Annotated in this window: 13 protein-coding genes; 6 read left to right on the top strand and 7 right to left on the bottom strand. The window is 68.2% G+C overall.

Annotation, left to right across the window (positions count from 1 at the left end; translation table 11 throughout):
• Window positions 1-1,132 (bottom strand): GNAT family N-acetyltransferase (locus tag CH339_RS07990; protein ID WP_210207373.1); only part of this gene is annotated, 1,132 nt, incomplete at its 3' end.
• Window positions 1,129-2,589, bottom strand: coding sequence for a lipopolysaccharide biosynthesis protein (locus CH339_RS07985; protein WP_170138443.1), 1,461 nt, complete (start codon window positions 2,587-2,589; stop codon window positions 1,129-1,131). The genes CH339_RS07985 and CH339_RS07990, both read right to left, overlap by 4 nt.
• A gap of 299 nt (window positions 2,590-2,888) precedes the next feature.
• On the opposite strand from CH339_RS07985, the gene CH339_RS07980 reads away from it, so the two are divergent.
• The 6 genes from CH339_RS07980 to CH339_RS07955 all read left to right on the top strand — a co-directional run bounded on the left by CH339_RS07980 (window position 2,889) and on the right by CH339_RS07955 (window position 8,573).
• Window positions 2,889-4,316 carry a sigma-54-dependent transcriptional regulator gene (locus tag CH339_RS07980; RefSeq protein WP_111433820.1) on the top strand — a complete coding sequence of 476 codons (1,428 nt, stop codon included), beginning with the start codon at window positions 2,889-2,891 and terminating at the stop codon, window positions 4,314-4,316.
• Window positions 4,317-4,474: 158 nt separating this feature from the next.
• Window positions 4,475-5,065 carry a hypothetical protein gene (locus CH339_RS07975; RefSeq protein WP_111433819.1) on the top strand — a complete coding sequence of 197 codons (591 nt, stop codon included), beginning with the start codon at window positions 4,475-4,477 and terminating at the stop codon, window positions 5,063-5,065.
• Window positions 5,066-5,207: 142 nt separating this feature from the next.
• The gene (locus CH339_RS07970) at window positions 5,208-6,110 is read left to right on the top strand and encodes a DMT family transporter (RefSeq protein ID WP_111433818.1); all 903 of its coding nucleotides are present in this window, start codon (window positions 5,208-5,210) and stop codon (window positions 6,108-6,110) included.
• A gap of 91 nt (window positions 6,111-6,201) precedes the next feature.
• The gene (locus CH339_RS07965) at window positions 6,202-6,825 is read left to right on the top strand and encodes a CDP-alcohol phosphatidyltransferase family protein (RefSeq protein ID WP_111433817.1); all 624 of its coding nucleotides are present in this window, start codon (window positions 6,202-6,204) and stop codon (window positions 6,823-6,825) included.
• Window positions 6,822-7,760: a phosphatidate cytidylyltransferase gene (locus tag CH339_RS07960; protein WP_245408117.1), complete on the top strand. Its 939-nt coding sequence runs from the start codon at window positions 6,822-6,824 to the stop codon at window positions 7,758-7,760. The genes CH339_RS07965 and CH339_RS07960 overlap by 4 nt, the downstream gene beginning before the upstream one ends.
• A gap of 165 nt (window positions 7,761-7,925) precedes the next feature.
• The gene (locus tag CH339_RS07955) at window positions 7,926-8,573 is read left to right on the top strand and encodes a lysophospholipid acyltransferase family protein (protein WP_111433816.1); all 648 of its coding nucleotides are present in this window, start codon (window positions 7,926-7,928) and stop codon (window positions 8,571-8,573) included.
• A gap of 6 nt (window positions 8,574-8,579) precedes the next feature.
• Here CH339_RS07955 and CH339_RS07950 read toward each other — a convergent pair whose 3' ends face one another.
• The 5 genes from CH339_RS07950 to bcsS all read right to left on the bottom strand — a co-directional run bounded on the left by CH339_RS07950 (window position 8,580) and on the right by bcsS (window position 14,760).
• Complete coding sequence (locus CH339_RS07950; RefSeq protein WP_111433815.1) at window positions 8,580-9,761, bottom strand: ATP-binding protein; 1,182 nt, start codon at window positions 9,759-9,761, stop codon at window positions 8,580-8,582.
• 362 nt (window positions 9,762-10,123) lie between these two features.
• Complete coding sequence (gene hisG, locus CH339_RS07945; protein WP_111433814.1) at window positions 10,124-11,095, bottom strand: ATP phosphoribosyltransferase; 972 nt, start codon at window positions 11,093-11,095, stop codon at window positions 10,124-10,126.
• Entirely contained in the window at window positions 11,092-12,246 is a 1,155-nt protein-coding gene (locus CH339_RS07940) for an ATP phosphoribosyltransferase regulatory subunit (protein WP_111433813.1), read from the bottom strand. Before CH339_RS07940 ends, hisG begins: the two co-directional genes overlap by 4 nt.
• On the bottom strand, window positions 12,243-13,751 hold the full coding sequence (hisS, locus tag CH339_RS07935) for a histidine--tRNA ligase (RefSeq protein WP_111433812.1): 1,509 nt from the start codon (window positions 13,749-13,751) through the stop codon (window positions 12,243-12,245). The genes CH339_RS07940 and hisS overlap by 4 nt, the downstream gene beginning before the upstream one ends.
• A 151-nt stretch (window positions 13,752-13,902) precedes the next feature.
• Window positions 13,903-14,760: a cellulose biosynthesis protein BcsS gene (bcsS, locus tag CH339_RS07930; protein WP_111433811.1), complete on the bottom strand. Its 858-nt coding sequence runs from the start codon at window positions 14,758-14,760 to the stop codon at window positions 13,903-13,905.
• Between the last annotated feature and the right edge of the window lie 36 nt (window positions 14,761-14,796).

Genomic DNA, 14,796 nt, shown 5'->3' with positions numbered 1-14,796 from the left:
CGGGTTTCAGATCGACCAAGAGGTCGACCGAGTCGGCCGTCTGCGGCCACAGATGGGCCATCAGCGGGTGGCCGACATCGGTGCATGAGTCTGCAAAGGCGATCCCAGGGTCGCCGGCAAGGCCGCGGGTCACGTCCATCACCACCAGCATGCCCGGGCTGAACCGGGCATAGGCTTCGTCATACGTCGTCTTCCAGCAGAAGGCAGCGTTGCCGGAGCGGGTGACGATCGACATGGCGATCGCCGTGCCGTCCAGTTCCAGGCTGTCGATGCGTACCTGGCCGGCCTCGGCGAGGTCGCAGAGCGTGCGCAGGAAGAAGCGCAGCGCGTCGGGCTTGGTCAGGATCGCGCCCTTCTTGCGGCCCTTCCAGCCGGATCCCTCCAGCTCCACGAAACGGCGGAAGGCGACCATCACGTCGCCCGGCCGCTCAAAGACCCGCGCCTCCAGCCGGCCGAGGGCGGCAAGGTCCTCGCGGTTCTTGGCCATGCGCTTGCGGCGGCGCGCGCTCATGGCGCTCTTCAAATGCGCCTCGCCGTCGGAAATGGCGCCGAGCACGATGTGGCGGTTGCTCTCCAGGAGGCAGAGCCGGCGGCGCGTGGCCTCGGCCCCGTTGGTGATGCCGTCCACGAGGCCGGAAAGGTCCATCATCGTCGGCAGCACCATATGCCGGGCGCGGCCGGTGGCGGCGATCGCATCGAGCATGGCCGCCCAGACCGCCGATCCGGCGGCGGGGCCGATGAGCGGTGTCGCGCGGGTGCCGGAATCGTGCTTCCAGGTGAACCAGACCGGCCGGAACGGGCCCCAGTGGTGAGGCTCCAGGACGACCGGCCAGGCGCCGGCCAGCGCGGTCTTTTGCCGATCAGCCCAGGCAAGGACCATGAACACCAGGTCCGGATGGCGTGCCTCGGCGAGTGCGGCCTTCAGCACCACAGGCTCGAAGAAGACGTTGGCGACGACGGCGCGGCGGGCGAGATCGGCGAGCGGTGCGGCAAAGGCATCCAGCTTGGCCATCGGCCGGATCTCGGCCGTTATCGCCGTATCGGCAAGGCGGTTGCGGACGGCCGCCTCGGTGGCAGGATCGTCAAGGAAGGCGGGCGTTGCGGCGTCGAAACGGGCGGTCGAGGCGTTCATCCTGCCAGCGGCCCCTTCGGTCCGGGAACGGTGACGGCCCTGCGGGTCAGGATTCCGCGCAGCGCGGCGACCAGGTGGCGCACATCGCCATAGGGCATCGGCACGAAGCCGAGACGACTGCGGACGGCGACGAGCGAGAGCCCGATCTCCACGGCGATCGCGATCGTGGTCGCCGTTGCCGCACCGACGGTACCGGCGAGCGGGATGAGGATCAGGTTGAGGCCGGTGTTGAGGGCAAGGGCGCCGGCAAGGATGACGACGCAGATGACGTGGTGGCCGGTCATCGCCAGCATGGTCTGGGCCGGTGCGACGGCGGCGCGCATCGTGACGGCCACGAGGAGGATGAGGAGAACATTATAGGCGGCTGTGAATTCCTTGCCGAAGGCGGCCAGCAGCAGCGGCCCGGTGGCGACGATCGCGATGCCGAGGACCAACGAGGGCAGCAGCGACAGGGTCACCGCCTGGCGGGCGGTCTCGCGAAGGCCGTCGTGGTCGTTCATGGCGTTGCCGTGGGAAAAGCGCGGCCCGAAGACGGCGATCACGGCATAGGGCACGAAGGAAACCAGCGCGACGACGCGGGTCGCGGCGTAGTAGAGCCCGACCTCCTCGGCGCCGCGCAGGCTGCCGACGAGGAGCACGTCGACGTGATTCATCAGCGCCAGCATGCCCTCCATCAGCACCAGCGGCATGGAGACCGCGAGCCAGGTCTTCAGCTCGTAGCGCGAGGGCCCCGCCGGGACCAGTCCGTGGGTGCCACTCTCGGTGATCACGGTCTGAACGAGCACGGTAAGCGAAAAGGCGATGGCGACGACGGCCATGGCGTTGGTCGCGGTCGGCTCCAGCCCCAGCGCCAGCGCGGCGATGACGACGCCGGCGATCATCAGCAGCGGCCGCAGGACATAGATCGGCGCGATGCCGCGCAGCGGCCAGCCATGGCCGCGGCAGAGCCCGTCATTGATGTCCGACATGGCGTAGAAGGGAAGCGCCGCGAGCGCCAGGACCAGCGGCATCCGGTAGCCCGGCTCGACGATGTTGCCGCCAAGCGTCAGCACCGCGATACCGGCGCAGGCAAGGACGATGGCAGCCGTCAGCCCGACGGCGCGGCCGGCGCGGCGCAATCCGCGCAAGAGGTCCTCGCGGCCGAGCGCCAGGTATTCCGGCACGAAGCGGATCATGGCGCCGCCGAGGCCGAGCGAGACCCAGCCGCCGATCAGGAGGAAAATCACCCATACATTGGCGAAGACGCCATATTCGGCCGGGGTCAGCCAGCGCGCGATGGCGATCTGGGCAAGGAAGATGAGGCCGGCACCGCCGATCCTCAGGCCATAGACCATGAGGGCGCGCAGCGCGCCGTTGTCGCTGCGGCAGACGCGGCCGACAAGGACGCCGAGGCGCCCGGCGCGGGCGGCAAGGCCCGGCGGCGCGCAGTCCTGATGTCCTAGGTCGACGGCTGTCACGGAGGGCACCTTCTTTTTCGGCATTCAACGGCCCGGATCGACCGCTCTCCCACGCCGATAACTTAGGCGGAAACCCTTTCATTCCCGTGAGTTTCTATCGTTACCAGGATGTGAATCGCCCTTTGCCCGTCGCCATTACACCGGCATTGAAACCCTTTGTTTACCGTGTTGGCGGAAAACAGAAGCGTTGCGGCCTTCGGGCCGGTCGGGGATTGCTGCAGGGGGCTCGCTGCCCGCTTTTTGCCGATCCCCTGCCAGTGCCCGCCCGGCCGATCCGCGTTGAAGGGGCATTTCTGGTGATGGGTGGAAATCGGGATTCGGTCGCCAACTGCCGCATCCTCGTCGTTGAGTCCGATCCCGCCGAAAGGCGGGTCCTTTCCGCCGAACTGGACGGTGCCTTCCCGGCAGCCTCCGCGCCGGTCTTTGCGGGCGAGGCGCGGGACGCCCTGGCGCGGCTTCGCAGCGACAGCTTCGATCTCGTCCTCCTCGACATCGCCACCGTCGGCGAGAGCGAGCGCATTGCCGATTTCGCCCGCCAGGCGCCGGAGGCGGTGCTGCTGGCGACCTCGCGCACCGGCACGGTGACCGGCGCCGTCGAAGCGCTCCGGGCCGGCGCCGACGACTTCATCGTCAAGCCGTTCACCGCGCGCCGCATCAAGGAGCGCTTTGCCGAATGCGCCGCCCGCCGGCGGCGCCCGATCGCCGCGGCCGCCCCGCGCCGGGCGGAAAACGCCTCGGACCGGGACTTCGAGAACTTCGTCGGCACCTCGCCGGCCATGCTCGGCGTCTACGAGCAGATCCGCCGCATCGCCAATTCCCGCGCCCCGGTCTTCATCACCGGCGAATCCGGCACTGGCAAGGAGCTGTGCGCGGAAGCCGTCCACGCCCGCTCGCCGCGCGCCGACGGGCCGTTCATCGCCATCAACTGCAGCGCCATTCCCGCCGACCTGATGGAAAGCGAGATCTTCGGCCACCAGCGCGGCGCCTTCACCGGCGCCATCAGCGACCGGCCGGGCGCGGCGGAGCTTGCCGATGGCGGCACGCTGTTCCTCGACGAGATCGGCGAAATGGATCTCGGCCTGCAGGCCAAGTTGCTGCGCTTCATCCAGACCGGAACCGTGCGCCGGGTCGGAGGCAGCGCCATCCAGGCCGTCGATGTGCGCTTCGTGTGCGCCACCAACCGCGATCCGATGGCCGAGGTGGCGGAGGGCCGGTTCCGCGAGGACCTGTTCTACCGGCTGCACGTGTTGCCGATCGCGCTGCCGCCGCTGCGCCACCGGCCGGAGGACGTGCTGCCGCTCGCCGGCATCTTCCTGCGCCGCTTCGCGGCCGAGGAGTCCAAGGCCTTTGCCGCCTTCGATGCCGCCGTGGAGGCACGCCTTGCCGCCTATTCCTGGCCGGGCAATGTGCGCCAGCTTGAAAACGTGGTGCGCCAGATCGTCGTCCTTTTCGACGGTGATGTGGTGACGCCCGAAATGCTGCCGCCGGGGATTTGCGGCAATGGCGACGGCGGCGGACGCTCGCCGATCGATGCCCTGCGCCCGCGATTTCACGGGCATCACGCCATCGTGCCGTTTCGTGAGCAGGAACAACAGATTATCGAGCAGGCGCTGGATGCCTTCGACGGCAATATCTCGCGCGCCGCGGCGGCGCTGGAGATCGCCCCCTCGACCATCTACCGCAAGCGCCAGAGCTGGCTCGGGCGCCATCCCGGCGCCGGAAACTGACGGCGGCGGACGCAAAAGCCGCGGCGCGGCGTTTACCTCCTTGTTAATTCATTCTTAAGGGTCGGTTGTTCGCCGGCGAAAACCCGTGTAATTGCCTCTGATATAAGCCGATCTTCTGACTGATCGGGAGTTGCGCTTTTTGAGTCGGGGGTTGGGTCATGTGGCGCGTTCTGGTGTTGAGTGCGGCAATCGTCGGCGGGGCATGGGCTGCCCATGCGGAGACGCCGGCCGCACTCGCGGAAAAGACCGCCAGTCTGATTGAGGCGGGCAAGGCGGCCGAGGCACTCGGTGCGGCCGAGGCACTGCGCGATGCGACCTGGGAGGCGGCACCGCTCGGTTTCACCACCGCCCGCTTCGTTGCCGCCCCCGCAAAGGGCTATGGCCGCTACGAGCCGCGCGAGGACGCCACCTTCAAGGCCGGCGAACCGATCACCGTCTACGCCGAACCGGTCGGCTACGGCTTCGGCCGCGACGGCGCGCAGTACCTCATCGATCTCGACGCCGACCTGGAACTGAGGACGCCCGACGGGCAGATCCTCGTCGCCCAGACCGACTTCACGCGCCTCAGCGCCCGCACCCGCCGGCCGGTCCATGAATTCCAAGTCTCGTTCTCGCTGAACCTTTCCGGCCTGCAACCCGGCGACTACGTGCTGGCGATGCGTCTCAAGGACGTCCACAGCGACAAGTCGGGAGGCTTCGAGCTCCCCTTCGCCGTCAAGGGACCGGAGCCGGCGCCGAAGCCGCAATAGGCAGCGCCAGGAACGCCCGCCGCCCCCTTCGGATTTGAAGGTGTCGCATTGCCGGCAAAGCCGGTAAGGTGCGCGCCGCCGCCCGCTCCGGGCGGTTTCTTTTTCGCCCCCTCGCCCGTCCCTGCCCGCGGAGCCCACTGCCATGGCGCGCCTCACTCCCGTTTTCGTCATGGTCCTTGCCCTTGGCGGCCTGTCGCTGATGGATGCTCTCGTCAAGACGCTGGGCGCCAGCTATCCGGTCTGGCAGATCACTTTCCTGCGCTATGCCGTCGGCGTTGCCCTGGCGCTTCTTCTCCTGCCGTTGGCGCGGCCGGCCTGGCCGGGCTGGCAGACGGTCCGTGCCAACATGCTGCGCGGCGTGCTGCTGCTTGCTGCGGCGGCGAGCTTCTTTCACGCCGTCCAGTACCTGCCGCTGGCGCTGGCAACGACCCTGTTCTTCCTTGCCCCGCTGGTCACCGTCGTGCTCGGCAGTCTCTTTCTCGGCGAGCCGGTGACCCGCAACGCGCTCATGGCCATCGGCCTCGGCCTTGCCGGCGTCGTCGTCATCGCCGGCGGCTCGCTCACCACCGACCAGCTTGAAGGCACGACTTCCGAGACCGCGATCGGCTTTGCGCTCGGGATCCTGACCGCCATCTGCTATTCGACCGCCATCGTCACCATCCGTGTGCGCGCCCAGAAGGACGACAAGGTCACCATGGCCGTGCTGCAATCGCTCGGCGCCGCCATCCTTGCCGCGCCGCTCGGTCTGGCGGTCTGGGAGCCGGTGGCAACCAGCGATCTCGGCCTCTTCCTTGCCGTCGGCGCCTGCGGCACGGCGGGCTTCCTCGCTATTTCCTACGCGCTGTCGCTGGCGCCGGTGGCGCGGGTCGCCCCGCTGGAATATTCCGCCTTCCTGTGGGCGAGCCTGTGGGGGTTCCTCCTGTTCGGCGAGACGCCGCGGCTGCCGACGATCCTCGGCGGCGCGCTGATCGTCGTTGCCGGCCTCATCGTCATCCGCCAGGAGAAGGCCGCGGCGATGACCGAGGAGGAGACGCCGCCGATCTAGGCTGGCGATGCCATTGGAGCTTGCCCCTCGCGAAACCAGCCCGGTTCGGCTACCGTCAGTGCGCTCTTGAAGCCAGCCATCCGAGGAGACCATGGCGACCGTCTACGACCTGAAGCCGCGGTTCCAGGCCCTGCTCAGGCCGCTCGTCGTGCGGCTGGCCGAGGCCGGCATCACGCCGAACGAGGTGACGCTCTTTGCGCTCGTTCTGTCGGCCGCCGGCGGCAGCTTCCTCGTCTCGGTGCCCGACGCCCCGGCGATGCTTCTCCTCCTGCCGGTCGTCCTGTTCGCGCGCATGGCGCTCAACGCCATCGACGGCATGCTCGCCCGCGAGCACGACATGAAAACCAGGAAGGGCGCCGTCCTCAACGAGATCGGCGACGTCCTGTCCGACCTCTGCCTCTATCTGGCGCTGATCCCGCCCTTCCTTGCGCTCGGGGCCGCGGCCATGCCGGTCGTTGCCTTCTGCCTCGGCGCGGTGCTGACGGAATTCGCGGGCCTCCTCGGCCAGGTCATCGGCGGCGGGCGGCGCTATGACGGGCCGATGGGCAAGTCGGACCGGGCGCTCGCCGTCGGCGTCACGGCGTTCCTCATCGCCGTCTTTGGCCTGCCGGTGGTCGTCATCGACGGCATCTTCGTTACCCTCGCCATCGCCACGGTGCTCACGGTCTGGAAGCGGCTCGACAGTGCCCTGAAGGCCGCCGGAGACGAGGCGTGAGCGAAACCTTCCCGCACCTGACGCCGGGCGTCCTTTTTGTTCTCGGCCTCATCGTGGCCGGGCTTGCCGGCGCGACGATCTTCGTGCGCCTCAAGGAGCGGGGCCGGGCGGGCGAGCCGAGCGAGCTTCGGCTCCGCATCCGCACCTGGTGGTGGATGGTCGGCGTCCTCGTCGCCGCCCTCCTCATCAGCCGCACGGCGATGATCGTCCTCCTCGCCTTCGTCTCGTTCCTGGCGCTCAAGGAGTATTTCACCATCGCCGAGACGCGGCGGGCCGACCGGGCGGTGCTGTTCTGGGCCTATCTGGCGATCCCGGTCCAATACCTCTTCGTCGGCATCGCCTGGTACGGCATGTTCATCATCTTCGTGCCCGTCTACATGTTCCTGGTGCTTCCGGCAGTCATGGTGCTGAACGGCGAGACGCGCGGCTTCCTGCGGGCCGCCGGCTCGATCCACTGGGGCCTGATGACCACCGTTTTTGCCGTCTCGCACGCGGCCTATCTTCTCGCCGTGCCGCCGCCGGGCGATGCCAACGGCGCCGGGCTGCTCGTCACGCTCCTCATCCTCACCGAGGTCAACGACGTCGCCCAATATGTCTTCGGCAAGCGCTTCGGGCACCGGAAGATCGTCCCCAATGTCAGTCCCAACAAAACCTGGGCAGGCTTTCTGGGCGGCGTTGGGACGACCGCCGTCCTTTCCGTCGTCCTCTGCCTGGCGCTGACGCCGGTGGAACTGCCCATCGCGCTGCTCATCGGCGTCCTCCTCGGCATTGCCGGCTTCGTCGGCGACCTCACCGTCTCGGCCGTCAAGCGCGACCTCGACCTGAAGGACACCGGCTCGATCCTGCCCGGCCACGGCGGCATCCTCGACCGCATCGACAGCCTCACCTTCACCGCGCCGCTGTTTTTTCACATCGTCAGATATTTCTACTATTGAGCTGGATCGAGCGATGAACGGAACGCCCTGTTTTCCTAGCGTTCAAACGCCACGCAGGCTTTGCGGCGCAACGGCGCCGGCGCGCATTTGCGCTTGCCTCGACACGATGCCTTGGCGGCATCGTGTCTCGGAGGAGCGCGACGGTAGGGGCGAGGCAGGCAACTCATGACCTGGCGCGACCGTCTCAGGCAGGCCTTCTTCCTCCTCATCGTGCGTCCGGTGATGCGCATTGCCATCGGCCTTGCCGTGCGCCATGGCGAGCGGCTGCCGAAAGAGGGTCCGGCGATCCTTGCCGCCAACCACAACAGCCATCTCGACACCCTCGCCCTGATGAGCCTGATGCCAATCGCCCTCCTGCCGAAAGTGCGGCCAATCGCGGCGGCGGACTACTTCCTCACCAAGCCCCTGATGCGGTTCATCGCGCTCGACCTCATCGGCATCGTGCCGATCGAGCGCGACGCCCGCGCCAAGGGGCTCGATCCGCTGGCGCCGGTCATGGAAGCGCTCGATCGCGGCGACATCATCTTGTTCTTTCCGGAAGGCACGCGCGGTGAGCCGGAAGTTATCGCCGGCTTCAAGAAGGGGATCGCCTATCTCGCCGAAAAGCGGCCCGAGGTGCCCATCGTGCCGGTGTTCCTCCACGGCCTCGGTAAGGTGCTGCCGAAGGGCTCCTGGCTGCCGGTGCCGTTCTTTTGCGACGTCGTCGTCGGCGAGCGGCTTGAGGTTAGCGCCGACCGCAACGAGACGGTTAAGCGACTGGAGACCGCGATCCGGGAGCTTGCGGCCGAAACGCCCTTCAAGGTCTGGGAGTAACGCCCGTCACGCCTCGTCCGGCATCGTCCGCTTCAAAAAGGCGTCGAAGAGCGGCACGGTGAACGCGGCAAACCCGTATTTCGGGCTGTAGATCATGCCGTTCGAAATCAGCGCATCGCGGATCGGCGCCACCTTCTGGGAGGTCTTGCCCATCGCCCTTGCGATATCGCCGGAGCGGTGCGGCCCCGGCCCGAGCTCGGCCATTGCGCGTAAGTAGCGCTTCTGGGGATCGGAGAGCCGGGCAAAGCGCGACTGGAAGAAATTCCCGTCGAGCCGGGCGATGGCTGCGGCCGTTGCTTTCTTGACGTCCTTTTCCGTCACCGGCGAGGTCTTGGCCGTGTTCCAGCACTGGTAGCCCCATTCCTGCAGGAAGTAGGGATAGCCCTCAGTCACCTCCAGGATGCGGGCGATCGCACCCTCCTCGAAGGCGACGCCGGCCTCGCGGGCGGGCGCGACCAGCGCGCGTTCCGCCTCGGCATCGTCGAGCGCGCCGATCCGGTTGTAGTCGAACAGCCGCTCGGCATAGGATTTTGCTTCGCCGGAGAGCTTGACCAGCAGCGGCAGCCCGGCGCCGACGACCAGGAGCGGCAGGCGTTTCTGGTCAATGCGGTGGATCGCCATGATCAGCGCCTCGAACTCGTCCTCGCCGAGCGTCTGGATCTCGTCGATGAGGAGCACGATGGAGGTCTTGCGGGCCTTTGCCGCCTCGGCCGCGGCGACGAAGAGCTCGGCGAGATCGCGCCGCAGGGTGCCGCTATCGGCAATGCCCGCCTCCTCCTCCACGTCGACGGAGAATTCCACGTCGCCATATTTCAGCTTGATGGCGGAAACGAAGCTCTTGAGGACCCTGAGGCCCTTCTTCACCGTCTCGCTGACGCCCTTCATGCGGTCGAATTTCAAGAGCGCGGCGCGCAGGGTCGCGACGATGACGACGGAAAGCGGCTCGTTGCGGCTTACCTCGATGAAGTCGGTGAAGGCCCCCGCCTCGTCCGCAATCTCCTGGATCTCGTTGAGGAGCACGGTCTTGCCGACGCCCCTGAGGCCCACCAGCATCAGGCTGCGCGCCGGCTTTCCCGCCCGGCTTTTCGCGACCGCAAGCCGCGCCGCATCGAGGATCGCATCGCGCCCGGCGAGCTCCGGCGGCGGCGTCCCGGCGCCGGGGGCGTAGGGGTTGGAAAGCGGGTTCATGGGATGAGGTTATAGCGAGTTTATGGGATTTGGCGATAAACTCATTGGAACTGGTGCGGTTTGGATTATAGGGAGTTTATGGGGGCTGGGGATAAAGTTGTGGAAGTCGGTCGCTACTGCGTCAGGCCACGGCGTCAACTAAGGGGTCGCTGCCCGAGTGTTGGCCGATCTGCACTCATACCACGGCAATGCCGCACTGGATTGCTTCGCTGCGCTCGCAATGACGGATTCTTCAACATTCTCAACGTCATTGCGAGGAGGCCGTTAGGCCGACGCGGCAATCCATGGGACGTTCGATGTCAGTTCGCCGAGGGTGTTTGGGCCTCCGCACCCAGCCCAGCAACGACGCCGAGGCCGGCCACTCACCCCTCCCCGATCCGCCCCTGCAGCCCCGCAAACAGCGGATTCGTCGCCTCAAAGACGTAGTCGACGGAAGAAACCGTAACCGTCTCCGCGCCGTTCTCGCGCAGCCAGACAACGCAGGGGTAGACCTCGTCGACGGGGCAATGGAGCACCAGGTTGGAGCCCTGGGCGCCGAACGGAACCGTCGCGCCAAAGCGGGAGACGGCGTCGTGGCCGAGCATGGCAGCGCGGGCGACCGTGGTTCGGATTTCGCGGATCCGGCCGGCGCGGGCTTCGGCCGCGATGCGGTCGAGGATGGTACGGGCGGCGGCGAGCGGTTCCGCGTCCCAGGGTGCGCGCAGAGCCGCCACCAGGTGGGCCTGGGAGCGGCGGATGACGCCATCCGACAGGATCTTCAGATTGTTGGCAACGAGCGTCGCGCCGGTCGTGGTGATGTCGACGATGAGTTCGGCAACGCCGGAGGCCGGCGCGCCTTCGGTGGCGCCGAGGCTTTCCACGATCCGGTAGTCGGCGATGCCGTTCTCGGCAAAGAACGCCCGCGTGGTGCGGATGTATTTCGTCGCGACGCGCATCGCCCGTCCGCTGGAGGCGCGCATGTCCTGGGCGACGTCGGAGAGGTCCGCCATGGTCGCGACGTCGATCCAGGCCTTCGGCACGGCGACGACCACGTCCGCATGGCCGAAGCCGAGGGGCGTCACGAGATGGAGGCATGAATCCGGCTCCGCCACCGTCTCATAGACGAGGTCGAGGCCGGTGACGCCGAAATGGACGTTGCCGGCCGCCAGTTCGCGGGCGATCTCCGAGGCCGACAGGAAGGCGATCTCGACGCCGTCGAGCCCCTTGATGCGGCCGCGATAGTTGCGGGCGCCGCCCGGCTGTTCCAGCTTCAGGCCCGCGCGGGCAAAGAACGCGGCGGCGTTTTCCTGCAGGCGGCCCTTGGAGGGGACGGCAAGGATCAGGTCGCGGCTCATGTCAGCGCTCCAAGGCCGTTGGCACCCAGCGCGGCGACGCCGCCCGGCACCCGCTCGATCCAGATCGAAAAGCCGACGGCGGGCACCTCCGTGGCCGAGCCGAGAAGGCCAAGCAGCTTGTCGTAGCGGCCGCCGCCGACGAGCGGGCCGAGGTCCGGCCGGGCGGGATCGTAAATTTCGAAGACGAAGCCGGTGTAGTAGTCGAGCCGGCGGCCGAAATCGGCGGCAAAGCGCAGCCGGTCATAGGCGATGCCGCGGTCGGCGATGAGCTGGGCGCGGTGGTTGAAGGCCTCCAGGGCCGCGGTCAGCTCGACGCCGGCATCGGCGGCGATCACCGCCAGCCGGTCGGCGACGACGTCGGGCGTGCCGGCGACATCGAGGAAGGCGGTCATCAGGTCGGCAATTTCCGGCCGCGCGCTGGACCCTGCTGCGAAGGTCGCCTGCTCCAGGAACCGCTCGGCGATCTCGTTGGCGGTGCGGCCGCCGACGGTGGCGATGCCGGCGATGGAGAGGAGGTCCTCGACGAGGTCGCGGGCGGCCTCGTGGTCGACGCCTTCCAGCGCCGCCAGCAGCCCGGCGCGGCGGTCCTCGCCGCCGGGGCCGCGGCCGGCAAGCTGCTCGATCAAGGCATCGAGGCGCGCGCGGTCGCCGAAGGCGGCCTTCAGCCGGCGCTTCCAGACATTGGCGAGGTCGAGCCCATCGACGAAAGCGAAGAACAGGGCCTGGTCCCCGAGCCGGATGTCCGGGGCGTCGAGGTCAAAGGCGCGCAGGCACGACAGCGCGAGCGTCAGAGCCTCGGCGTCGGCGCCCTCGCGGTCCTCGCGGCCGAGGGACTCGATGCCGGCCTGGGGGAACTCGCCGGTGCCGCCCGGGCGCTGGCGGAACACCGGACCGAGATAGGAATAGGCGGCCGCGCGGGCCGGATCGCCGGAGGCGATGTGGTGGCGGCAGACTGGAATGGTGAAATCGGGGCGCAGGCACAGTTCCGCGCCGCCGACGGTCGCGGTCAGGAACAGGCGGCCGCGCAGCTCCTCGCCGGCAAGGTCGATAAACGTTTCGGCCGGCTGCAGGATGTCGGTCTCCACGAAGCGGTAGCCCGTCGTTTCCATCAGCGAGCGCAGGCGCTCCAGCCGTTCGGAAAAATCGGTCATTGGCCTGCCCCCTCGCGGTCGGCAGCCTGCTCGGCAAGTATTTTTATAACGGCCTCAACAAGGTCCGTGCGAGGAACGGTAACTTGTGCCGGCCGGGCCGCGCGCCATTCGGCGTTGTCCTCGATGTCCTCCGACAGCCGCTTGCCCTCGATCAGGTCCTTGATCTGGACGACGCCCTCGGCGCGCTCGTCGGAGCCCTGGATGATCGCCAGCGGGGCATTGCGGCGGTCGGCATATTGCAGTTGCTTGCCGAACTGCTTGGGATTGCCGAGGAAGAGCTCGGCCCGGACCCCGGCCTTGCGGAGTTCGGAGACCATCGCCTGGTAGTCGGCAACAGCCGCACGGTCCATGACCGTGACGATGACCGGGCCGTTCTCGTCGGAAAGGTTCACCTTGCCGGTCGCCTTCAGGGCCGACAGCAGCCGCGAGACGCCGATGGAAAAGCCGGTGGACGGCACGTCCTGGCCCTTGAAGCGGCCGACGAGGCCGTCATAGCGCCCGCCGCCGGCGACCGAGCCGAAGCGGACCACCTGGCCCTTGTCGTTGGTGACCTCGAAGGTGAGTTCGGCCTCGTAGACGGGGCCGGTGTAGTATTCCAGACCCCGGACGACGGAGGGGTCGACCTCGACCTTGCCCTCATAGCCGGCGGCACCCACAAGGCGCGCGATTTCGGCGAGCTCTTCCACGCCGGCGCTGCCGATGCTGCTTTCGGAGACGAGGCCCTTCAGGGTCTCGATGGTCTCGCTCGCGGCAGCGCCCTTGGCGCCGACGAAGGAGAGCACCGTCTCGACCTCGTCCGGGCCGAGCCCCGCGCCTTTGGTAAAATCGCCGCTGTCATCCTTGCGGCCCTCGCCGAGCAGCGCGCGAACGCCGTCGAGGCCAAGGCGGTCGAGCTTGTCGACGGCGCGCAGCACCACGAGGCGCGTTCCGGCGTGCTCCGCACCGGCAAGCCCGATAGCCTCCATCACCCCATCCAAAACCTTGCGGTTGTTGACGCGGACGACGTACTGGCCCTCAAGCCCGAGTGCATCGAGCGTATCTGCCATCATCATGCACATTTCGGCGTCAGCGGCCGGCGTCGGCGCGCCGACCGTGTCGGCGTCGAACTGCATGAACTGGCGGAAGCGGCCGGGGCCGGGCTTTTCGTTGCGGAACACCCAGCCGGCGCGATAGGAGCGGTAGGGCTTTGGCAGGCTGTCGAAGTTCTCGGCGACATGGCGGGCGAGCGGCGCCGTCAGGTCGTAGCGCAGGCTCAGCCACTGCTCGTCGTCGTCGGTGAAGGAAAAGACGCCCTCGTTGGGCCGGTCCTGGTCGGGCAGGAATTTGCCGAGCGCGTCGGTATATTCGATCATCGGGGTCTCGACCGGATCGAAGCCGTAGCGCTCGAAGATCTCGCGGACCTTTTGCAGCATGCGCTCCGTGGCGCGGATTTCCGCCGCCTCGCGATCGACGAACCCGCGCGGCAGACGCGCCTTCAGCTTGTCCGCTTTGGCCTTGCCAGACATGAAAACCCCGAGAATTGCGATTGGGCGCCGGCCGTTGCGGCCGCGCCGGACATTAACGCCCGCCGGGCGGCGGCAGGCGGGATTTTCCTAGACGAAACGGCCGGCAAGGGCAAGGCAGCGGGGGCAAGGCGGCGGCTCCGCCCCGCTTTCCTCAGAAACGGCGCCAGAGGCCGCCGGTCAGATAGCCATCGCGCGCGCCGTCGCCGCGCAGCCGGAGGCCGACCGACAGGTTTCCCCGCAGCCGGCCGAGGGGCGCGCCGAGAAGGGCCGCGCCGATCCGCCGCTCGTTATAGCTGTCATTGCCGATGCCGACGAATTCGGGACCGACGAAGAGGTCCGGCCGGACCTCATGGCCGGCGAAGGCGCGGGCGTACCACAGCCCGTCGAAGGTGGAGGCGGAGACATAGCCCGTGGCGAGAATGCGCGGCGCGGGCTTTGCCCAGGTATCGAGAGCGCCGCGGGCGGCAACGCGCGTGCCTTCGGCCGCATTGCCCGGGTCGGGGCGCGACAGGGTCTGGTGCTCGACTGCGGGGCCGGCGAGGACGGTGACGCCGTAGCGCGGGCGCTCGAAACGGTAGCCGGCGGCAATGCCGGCGCCGCCGATTGCGGCATGGAACCAGCGTTTGGCACGGCGGCGGCGGCGGTAGCGATACCAGCCGGAGCCGGCGGTCACGGCGCCGATGAGGGAGGACGAGCCGGCGCCGGCGGGCACAAAGCGCATGCCAACGGCCGCATAGGCGTTGTCCCGCGTGACGTCGAGGGAGGAGAAATAGAGCAGGCGCCTGAGGGCGAACGGTGCGTCCTCGGTCTGCCGCAAGGGGTCGGCGGCGGCCGCTCCGGCAAGGACGATCGAGGCCAGCAAGGGGGCAAGCGCACATTTTCCGGAGGCGGGACCGGGCCGCACCCTTCCCCGGCGGAACCCGCCGCGGATCGGCCCGACATCGACCCTGTTGCCGAAGCCGGATTGCGGCGCCCTATCGCCGCGGCCGGCTCCTTGAAAGGACGCCATAGACAATCGTCCGGCCGGCCCTGGCCAGGGCCGGCC

Source organism: Rhodobium orientis (assembly GCF_003258835.1).
Lineage (GTDB): Bacteria > Pseudomonadota > Alphaproteobacteria > Rhizobiales > Rhodobiaceae > Rhodobium > Rhodobium orientis.
This window is presented reverse-complemented; position numbering and strand designations above follow the sequence as displayed.

What these genes read in the sequence shown, in the direction of transcription:
- CH339_RS07980 (WP_111433820.1), top strand. Translation starts at nt 2,889, where the DNA reads ATGGGTGGAAATCGGGATTCGGTCGCCAACTGCCGCATCCTCGTCGTT.
- CH339_RS07975 (WP_111433819.1), top strand. Translation starts at nt 4,475, where the DNA reads ATGTGGCGCGTTCTGGTGTTGAGTGCGGCAATCGTCGGCGGGGCATGG.
- CH339_RS07970 (WP_111433818.1), top strand. Translation starts at nt 5,208, where the DNA reads ATGGCGCGCCTCACTCCCGTTTTCGTCATGGTCCTTGCCCTTGGCGGC.
- CH339_RS07965 (WP_111433817.1), top strand. Translation starts at nt 6,202, where the DNA reads ATGGCGACCGTCTACGACCTGAAGCCGCGGTTCCAGGCCCTGCTCAGG.
- CH339_RS07955 (WP_111433816.1), top strand. Translation starts at nt 7,926, where the DNA reads ATGACCTGGCGCGACCGTCTCAGGCAGGCCTTCTTCCTCCTCATCGTG.
- CH339_RS07950 (WP_111433815.1), bottom strand. Translation starts at nt 9,761, where the DNA reads ATGAACCCGCTTTCCAACCCCTACGCCCCCGGCGCCGGGACGCCGCCG.
- hisG (WP_111433814.1), bottom strand. Translation starts at nt 11,095, where the DNA reads ATGAGCCGCGACCTGATCCTTGCCGTCCCCTCCAAGGGCCGCCTGCAG.
- CH339_RS07940 (WP_111433813.1), bottom strand. Translation starts at nt 12,246, where the DNA reads ATGACCGATTTTTCCGAACGGCTGGAGCGCCTGCGCTCGCTGATGGAA.
- hisS (WP_111433812.1), bottom strand. Translation starts at nt 13,751, where the DNA reads ATGTCTGGCAAGGCCAAAGCGGACAAGCTGAAGGCGCGTCTGCCGCGC.
- bcsS (WP_111433811.1), bottom strand. Translation starts at nt 14,760, where the DNA reads ATGGCGTCCTTTCAAGGAGCCGGCCGCGGCGATAGGGCGCCGCAATCC.